Source organism: Thermopolyspora sp. NPDC052614 (genome assembly GCF_040678635.1).
Lineage (GTDB): Bacteria > Actinomycetota > Actinomycetes > Streptosporangiales > Streptosporangiaceae > Thermopolyspora.
In genome coordinates, this window is record NZ_JBFATZ010000033.1 from 37,216 (window position 1) to 45,173 (window position 7,958).

Annotated in this window: 5 protein-coding genes and 1 pseudogene; all 6 read left to right on the forward strand. The window is 71.6% G+C overall.

Annotation, left to right across the window (positions count from 1 at the left end):
* Positions 1–40: 40 nt before the first annotated feature.
* Entirely contained in the window at positions 41–859 is an 819-nt protein-coding gene (gene dapF / locus AB0K60_RS36820; RefSeq protein ID WP_364066235.1) for a diaminopimelate epimerase, read from the forward strand.
* A 348-nt stretch (positions 860–1,207) separates the two neighbouring features.
* Complete coding sequence (locus AB0K60_RS36825; protein ID WP_364066212.1) at positions 1,208–3,490, forward strand: tetratricopeptide repeat protein; 2,283 nt, start codon at positions 1,208–1,210, stop codon at positions 3,488–3,490.
* A gap of 563 nt (positions 3,491–4,053) precedes the next feature.
* Positions 4,054–4,419 (forward strand): phosphomannose isomerase type II C-terminal cupin domain, encoded by a 366-nt coding sequence (locus AB0K60_RS36830; RefSeq protein ID WP_364066214.1) that lies wholly within the window; start codon positions 4,054–4,056, stop codon positions 4,417–4,419.
* A 268-nt stretch (positions 4,420–4,687) separates the two neighbouring features.
* The gene (locus AB0K60_RS36835) at positions 4,688–5,755 is read left to right on the forward strand and encodes a glycine betaine/L-proline ABC transporter ATP-binding protein (protein ID WP_364066217.1); all 1,068 of its coding nucleotides are present in this window, start codon (positions 4,688–4,690) and stop codon (positions 5,753–5,755) included.
* Positions 5,752–7,749, forward strand: coding sequence for an ABC transporter permease subunit (locus AB0K60_RS36840; RefSeq protein ID WP_364066220.1), 1,998 nt, complete (start codon positions 5,752–5,754; stop codon positions 7,747–7,749). The genes AB0K60_RS36835 and AB0K60_RS36840 overlap by 4 nt, the downstream gene beginning before the upstream one ends.
* 26 nt (positions 7,750–7,775) lie before the next feature.
* Positions 7,776–7,958 (forward strand): annotated as a pseudogene (locus AB0K60_RS36845) (glycine/betaine ABC transporter substrate-binding protein); the annotation flags it as partial.

Here is a 7,958-nt window from a genome sequence, read left to right on the forward strand (position 1 = left end):
AGGCGGCCGTACCATGTCAGGCATGTACTCGGTGGACGCCCTGCGGTTCGTGAAGGGCCACGGCACGCAGAACGACTTCGTGATCCTTCCCGATCCGGATGCCCGGCTCGACCTGTCGCCCGCGCTGGTGGCCGCGATATGCGATCGTCGGGCGGGCGTCGGCGCGGACGGGGTGCTGCGGGTGGTGCCGTCCAAGCTGTGCCCGGAGGCGGCGGACCAGGCCGGCGAGGCGGAGTGGTTCATGGACTACCGCAACGCCGACGGAAGCCTCGCCGAGATGTGCGGCAACGGCGTCCGGGTCTTCGCCCGCTATCTGGTGGAGACCGGGCTGGCCGCGCCGGGTGAGTTCGGCGTCGCCACCCGGGCCGGAGTCCGGCGCGTACGGCTGGCCGCCACCGGCGATGTCACCGTGGACATGGGCCCGCCCAAGGTGTTCGGCACCAGCCGGACCACGATCGCCGGGCGGGACTACGAGGGCGTGTGCGTCGACGTGGGCAACCCGCACCTGGCGTGTCTGATCGAGGACGCGGTCTCCGACCTCGACCTGACCCGGCCCCCGGCGTTCGACGCGACGGTCTTCCCGCAAGGCGTCAACGTGGAGCTGCTGAACCCGGCGGGCGAGCGCCGCGTCGTGATGCGCGTCTTCGAGCGCGGCTCCGGAGAGACCAGGTCCTGCGGCACGGGCACGGTCGCCGCGGCGGTCGCGGCGGCGCGGGCCGCGGGCGAGACCGCCGGCGTGTGGTCGATTGAGGTTCCCGGCGGCGAGGTTCGCGTCACCCTGGACCCCGACACCAGCTTCCTCACCGGCCCTGCCGTTCTGGTGGCCGAGGGCGAGATCCGCCTCGCCGCCCTTGGCTGACGTCGGTACGCCGCGCGGGAGCCGCATTTCCCGGCATCTGGGTTCCCGGCATCTGGGTGCCCGGCATTTGGGTGCCCGGCATTTGGGTGCCCGGCATTTGGGTGCCCGGCATAAGGGTGTCCCGGCATAGGGAACGGCACCGGTTCGCGGCGCCTTCGCGAAGATCGGCATCGTCCGCCGGGTCGCCTCGGCGGAGCACGGCGGCGGGCCGGGTGCCCCGGCTTCACGCGCTGGGTGAACGCGTCCTTTTCCACGGTGAGCGGGAGCGCAGGTCAGCGGGGCCAACACGGAGAACTGCCTTCGTAGGTCGTTTGGGGCATCCCTCGTGAGCTGGCAGACTGGCCTGCCATGGACGTGGACATCTGGGCCTGGGTCGGCGACACCCAGCGGCAACTGCACGAAGCGGGGAACGCCGAGCTGGCGCTCGCACTGGGGGACCTTCCGGCTCAGGCGCTGGAAGGGCGGTACGCGCAGCTCGACATCGTGGCGCCGGCGGTGGCGCAGCAGGGTGAGGTCGTCGAGCAGCCGTGGCTGGAGTTCTTCGCCAGGTACTGGCACCTCATCGGCCGGGTCGGCGACCGGGCGCAGGGCGAGGTCGCGCTCGGCGACGCCGCGGAGCTGGCGGAGTTCGCCGGTCGTGCGGACGTGCGCGGGTGCCCCGCCGTCACGGCGGCCGCCGAGGCGCTGGCGATCGCGCAGGCGAACACCGACGGGCCCAGGTACGCCGAGCAGCGGCTGGCCGCCCTCGGCGAGGCGTTGAAGGGCGTCGAGCCGGACTCGCCGGCCTTCAGCGGCCTGGCGACCCAGTACGTCGCGGCGCTGCTGGACGCCGGAACCCCGGAGGAGGCCGTCGCCTACGCCGAGTCGGCGATCGGGCGGCTGGGGTCGGCCGGGAAGGCGGCGAGCTGGGAGCTGGCCGCCGCGAGCGTGCGGGCGCTGCTCGCCGTCGGCCGGGGCGAGGACGCGCTGGCGGCGCTTGAGGCCGGGTCCGGGTTCAAGCCCGACGACCCGGTGGCCAAGGCCCGCCGCGAGGGCGTGCTGCGCGCCCGGGTGCTCGCCGAGCTGGGCCGCAAGGCGGAGGCCGTCGAGGCGCTGCCCGACCTGGACGTGGTCGGCGACCACCCCCGTGACTGGGTGGAGTGGGCGGGCGTCGTGCGCCGCCTGGCGGACACCGGCCTGGTCGCCAACACCTGGCAGCTCGGCCGGTTGCTGCGCCAGTGGATGGGCTACTTCGCGACGATGGGCGCGCACCGCGCCCTGGTGGAGCTGACGGTCATCGCCGGTGAGCTCGCCGTCGCCCGCAAAGGCGCCTGGCAGGCCCGCCTGCTCGCCGAGGAGGCCGAAGAGGCGCTCGGCCGCCTGGAGAACGCGGGCGCGCTCGCCGAGGAGGTGGCCGAGCTGCGCCGGCACGCCGACGCCGTCGAGGCCCCGGCCCCGCAGTCGCCCCGCGAGGAGCTCGTGGGCGCCTTCGACGCCGCCGACGGTATCAACGCCGACCCCGAGCGCTGGGTGGAGTGGCTGTGGCCGCTGTCCGGCGAGGACCTGGAGGCCACCCGCCGCCACACGACCACCCTCGGCTTCCTCGGCTATCCCCGGACGGGCGCCGACATCTACTGGCGCATGCTGGTGGAGGAGGGCGACCCGGCCACCGCGGAGGCGGACGACATCGGGTTCCTGACCAGCCTGCTCATCGACGCCGAGCAGGACGAGCGGGTGACGCGGCTGGCCGAACTGCTGCCGGACGGCCGGGCGCACCTCACCCGGGCCCGGCTGTACCGGGCGCGTGAGCGCTGGGAGGAGACCGCGCGGGAGGCCGAGGCCGCCGTCGAGGCCGGCATCGGCCTGGAGGCGCGCAGGCTGTGGGCCGGCGCCGTCCAGCAACTGGACGACAACGCCAAGGGCGCGGAGATCCTCAAGGCCGTCCTCGACTCGCCGGAGGTCGAGGACGAGGACGTCTGGCGCATGATCGTCATGGCCACGGCCGCCGAGGACTGGCCGACGGTCCGGGCGGGCGCCGCCAAGCTGGGCATGCCGCTGCGGACCGAGCAGGGCCCGATCGACGAGGAGTGGCACCTGGTCCGCGCCTTCATGCCCGCGCCCGACGGCAGCCGCCGCGAGGTGCTGGCCGTACGGACGGGCCCGGCGACCGCGCGCCTGGTGGCCGCCCAGCCGCGCGCCGTGAACTACAACGCCGGCGACGTCGTCGTCATCGATCCGACGCCGCTGGAGCCGGTGCCGGAGGACGAGAAGGAGCGGGAGAACTTCATCATCCCGTTCGCCGCCGTGGCGATGCTGCGACCGGCCGGGTTCACCAGCTGGTTCTTCGACGGCGCGGCCCCGACCGAGCAGGAGTGGGTCGAGTTCAATCAGGTCGTGGACGAGCGCGGCTGGTCGATCTGGGTCTACAGCGACGAGGACTACACCGTCACCCACCCGAGCACCGGCGAGCGCCTGCCCGGCCTGTACGGCTACATCGCCGTGCCGCCGAACGTCACCCCGGCCGAGGTGGACGCCCTGCTGGACGACGCGACCGAGCGCTGGGTGCACCCGCTCGCCTGGCTCGAACTCGCCCGCGAGGTGGGCGTCGAGGTCGAGCGGCACGAACGCATCGTCAAGGAGTACGGCCTGTAACCGAGCCACGACCGGCACACGACCGGCGCCGGGGGCGGCGATGCCGCGGCCCCCGGCGCGCTGTCGCCGAGGGCTTTCGCCGTGTGCGGTCCGCCGTGTGCGGCCTTGAACCTCGGTCCTAGGGGGTCTCCAGGGGGTCCTAGGCGGTGCAGCTAGGCGCGATGATCGGGTGTTGTGGCCGGTCACGTCCCCCTGGCGCGGTCATTGGGCAGGGCCCCCGGCGCGCTGTCGTCGAGGTCTTCGCCGGGTGCGGTCCGCCGTGTGCGGCCTTGAACCTCGGTCCTAGGGGGTCTCCAGCGGTCCTAGGCGGTGCAGCTAGGCGCGATGACCGGGTGTTGTGGCCGGTCACGTCCCCCTGGCGCGGTCATTGGGCAGGGCCGCGGTGCGGTCGTCGCACACGTCATGGCGGTGCCGATGAGAATGTGTTTCACAGATTTGCGCTGTCGCGTCCGGAGAATCCGGGGCGATCAACGGTAGGCTGCTCCTTGCCGATTCCACCAGGAACGCGACCAGTAACGCGACGGCCGCGCCGGATCGCGCGGCGAGGAGAATTGGAGGGCCACGTGCTGGAGATCGACCGGCTCGGTGCCGTGGTACGTGACGAGCGGCCGTGGGGTGCCTTCGAGCGGTTCACCCTCAACGAGCCCTCGACGGTGAAGATCATCACGGTTCAGGCCGGGCAGACTCTCAGTCTGCAGCGTCACGAGCACCGCGACGAGCTGTGGGTCGCCCTCGACCCCGGCCTGGTGTTCGAGATCGACGGCAAGAGGATCAACCCGGAGGTGGGCGATCGGGTGCTGATCCGCGCCCGGCAGACGCACCGGCTGAGCTGCTCCGGCGACGCCCCGGCACGGATCATGGAGATCGCCTTCGGGCACTTCGACGAGGAGGACATCGAGCGCCTCGAGGACGCCTACGGGCGCTCGTGAGCGGCGCTCGCCGCGATCGCGGACATCAATAGATATCCGGCATATCTCCAAGTGGTCACAATATGGGGGTGCTCTCCGGGCTATCTCCCGTATTGACGCCTCACCGTTCTAGCTTCGATCCTGTTGCAGGACACGTGGTGCTCGCTGGGGATGGCGAAACACCGGCTGGGTCTGGGAAGTCCGAGAGTGACACAGCGGACTGGGCGCCGGATCGGGGTGGCAGACCGTGCGGGCGCCGCGTCCCCGACCCCCCGGCTTTAGGAGCACTATGCTCGGACAGACAGCGGCGATCGAGGTTCGCTCGCTGTGGAAGATCTTCGGGCCGAAGGCGGACCGGATCCTCCGCGGCCCGCTCGCCGACTTGGAGCCCGCCGAACTGCGCGCGAAGACCGGTTGCACCCCCGCCGTGCGCGACGTCTCGTTCTCCATCGCCCCCGGCGAGGTCTTCGTCGTCATGGGGCTGTCGGGCAGCGGCAAGTCCACCCTGGTACGCTGCCTGACCCGCCTGATCGAGCCGACCGCGGGCGAGATCCACATCGACGGTGAGGACGTGCGCGCGGCCTCGCCCGCCAGGCTGCGCGAACTGCGGCGGCACCGGGTGAGCATGGTGTTCCAGCATTTCGGCCTGCTCCCGCATCGAAAGGTCATTGACAACGTTGCCTATGGCCTGGAGATCCAGGGCGTGAGCAAGGCCGTACGGCACCAGCGGGCGCAGGAGATCCTCTCCCTGGTCGGCCTTGAGGGCCACGGCGAGCACTATCCGGATCAGCTCTCCGGTGGCATGCAGCAGCGCGTCGGCCTGGCCCGCGCGCTCGCCGTCGATCCCGCGGTGCTGCTGTTCGACGAGCCGTTCAGCGCCCTGGACCCGCTGATCCGGCGCGACATGCAGGCCGAGGTGATACGCCTGCACCGCGAGGTCGGCAAGACGATGGTGTTCATCACACACGACCTGTCCGAGGCGCTCAAGCTCGGCGAGCGCATCGCCATCATGCGGGACGGCAAGATCGTGCAGATCGGTACGCCGGAGGAGCTCGTGGCCGCGCCCGCCGACGATTACGTGGCCGACTTCGTCAGCGACGTGCCCCGCGACGGGGTGCTGTCGCTGCGCTGGATCTGCCGCGAGCCCGAGCCGGACGAGCCGCTCGACGGCCCGCATCTGCCGGTGGACACGCTCATCCGCGACGCCGTGCCGGCCGCGCTCGCCACCGCCCGGGCCATCAGGGTGGTGGCGGGCGACGAGCTGGTCGGCGTGGTGGACCGGGTCGACATCCTTCAGGTGCTCGCCCGCGACGAGGTCGCCGGCGCGCGCGGAAAGGTCGGTGGCAAGACGTCATGACCAGCCACGCACCGGTCGTCACCCCCCCGCCGGTGACCGCTGAGGCCCCGGTCGTCCCGACTCCCCCGCGCAGGCGGGTGCCCGGCTGGGTGCCGTGGGCCGGGGGCGTGGCCCTGGCCGTGGTGCTCTACGTGCTGTTCGCCGGGCAGGCGGTGCTGCCGCACAACGAGGACGCGGCGGCCTTCGGGATCCTGCGCGACGCCCGCGACTGGGTGGACGCACACCGCAACAGCAGCCCGATCTTCCTGTTCTTCATCAACTACATCCGGCTGTTCATCGACGTCCTGGTGACCGCGCTGCAGACCACGCTGCACGCGATGGGCTGGCCGGGCCTGATCGTCGGTGCCGGCGCGCTCGGCTGGGCGCTCGGCGGGTGGCGTCTGGGCCTGCTGTCGCTGGCCGGGTTCACCTCCTTCGGCGTACTCGGCGTGTGGGACATGGCGGTCGACACGCTCGCCCTGGTGATCGCGGCGGTGCTGCTGTCGCTGCTCATCGGCCTGCCGCTCGGCGTGTGGGCGGGGCGCTCGGAGCGGGTGCGGCGCTTCCTGACGCCGATCCTCGACGTGATGCAGATCATGCCGACGTTCGCCTACCTGGCGCCGATGACCCTGTTCTTCCTCATCGGCGCGCCCTCGGCGACGGTCGCCACGATGATCTACTCGATTCCGCCCGCGATCAGGATCGCGGCGCTCGGCATCCGGGAGGTCTCGCCCACCGCGCTGGAGGCGTCGCGGTCGATCGGCGCGACCAAGTGGCAGACCCTGTTCAAGGTCCAGATCCCGATGGCCCGTACGACGATCCTGCTGGCGGTCAACCAGACGATCATGATGGCGATCTCCATGGTTGTGATCACCGCCCTGATCGACGCGCCCGGCCTCGGTGAGAAGATCATCAGCGCGCTGACCCGGGTGAACACCGGCTCCATGTTCGACGGCGGCATCGCCATCGTCATCATGGCGATCGTTCTGGATCGGATGACCCGCGCTCACGGCTCACATCGTGGAACGGGCCAAACCGGCAACGGCGGTCCCGCCGCCGCCAAACGAGGGCTCGCCCGCCTGCCCGGCTGGGTGCGCTGGGCGATCGCCGCCGTGGTCACGGCGGCCGGCGTCGCCGCCTCCGCGGCCCTGCCCGGGTCGTTCCCGTCGCAGCTGCAGTATCCGCTGGCCAAACACGTCAACGACATCACGCTGTGGATCGAGACGAACTGGTTCGCCGTCACCGACTGGATCAAGAACGTGGTCAGCGAGCTGCTGCTCAACCCGTTGCAGGCGGTGCTCACCCAGTCCCCGTGGTGGCTGATGACCGCAGCCGTGTTCGCGCTGGCGCTGGGGCTCAGCGGCCTGCGGGCCGCGCTGACGGCCACCGGCTGCCTGCTCGCGCTGGCCCTGCTCGGCCTGTGGCAGCACAGCATGGAGACGCTCACGATGGTGCTCGTGGCGACCGTGCTGACCGTCCTGTTCGGCCTCGCGCTCGGCATCCTCGCCGCCCGGTACGACCGGTTCGCCACCGTGCTGCGGCCGGTCCTGGACGCCGCCCAGACGATGCCGTCCTTCGTCTACCTGCTGCCCGCGCTGGCGTTGTTCTCCTCCTCGCGGTTCACCGCGATCGCCGCCTCGGTGATCTACGCGGTGCCGCCGGTGGCCCGCCTCGTCGAGGACGGCCTGCGGGCGGTGCCCGCCACGGTCGTCGAGGCGGCCACGTCGGCCGGCTCCACGTACCGCCAGTTGCTGTGGAAGGTCCAGTTGCCGATGGCCAGGGGAGCGCTGCTGCTCGCGCTGAACCAGGGCATCATCATGGTCCTCGCGGTCGTGGTGGTCGGCGCGCTCGTCGGCGCCGGCGCCCTCGGCTACGACGTCGTGGCCGGTTTCTCCCAGTACGAGGACTTCGGCAAGGGATTCGCCGCGGGCATCGCCATCGTGCTTCTGGGAGTCATGCTCGACCGGATCACCCAGGGATCCGGATCGGATCGGAAGAAGAAGAGGGTCGCATGAGACTTCGACGCGCGTGGACCAGGTGGTTGAGCCTCGCAACGGCGCTGACGCTGGCCATCACGGTGTCCGGCTGCGGTGGCGCGACGGTGAACGACGGAACGTCCTCCGGGTCGGCGGCTCCGTCGGCCGGCGGGTCGGGCGGGGCCTCGTCCGGCGGGACGGTGAAGATCGCGATCAACCCGTGGGTGGGGTACGAGGCGAACGCGGCG

What these genes read in the sequence shown, in the direction of transcription:
- AB0K60_RS36840 (WP_364066220.1), top strand. Translation starts at nt 5,752, where the DNA reads ATGACCAGCCACGCACCGGTCGTCACCCCCCCGCCGGTGACCGCTGAG.
- AB0K60_RS36835 (WP_364066217.1), top strand. Translation starts at nt 4,688, where the DNA reads ATGCTCGGACAGACAGCGGCGATCGAGGTTCGCTCGCTGTGGAAGATC.
- AB0K60_RS36825 (WP_364066212.1), top strand. Translation starts at nt 1,208, where the DNA reads ATGGACGTGGACATCTGGGCCTGGGTCGGCGACACCCAGCGGCAACTG.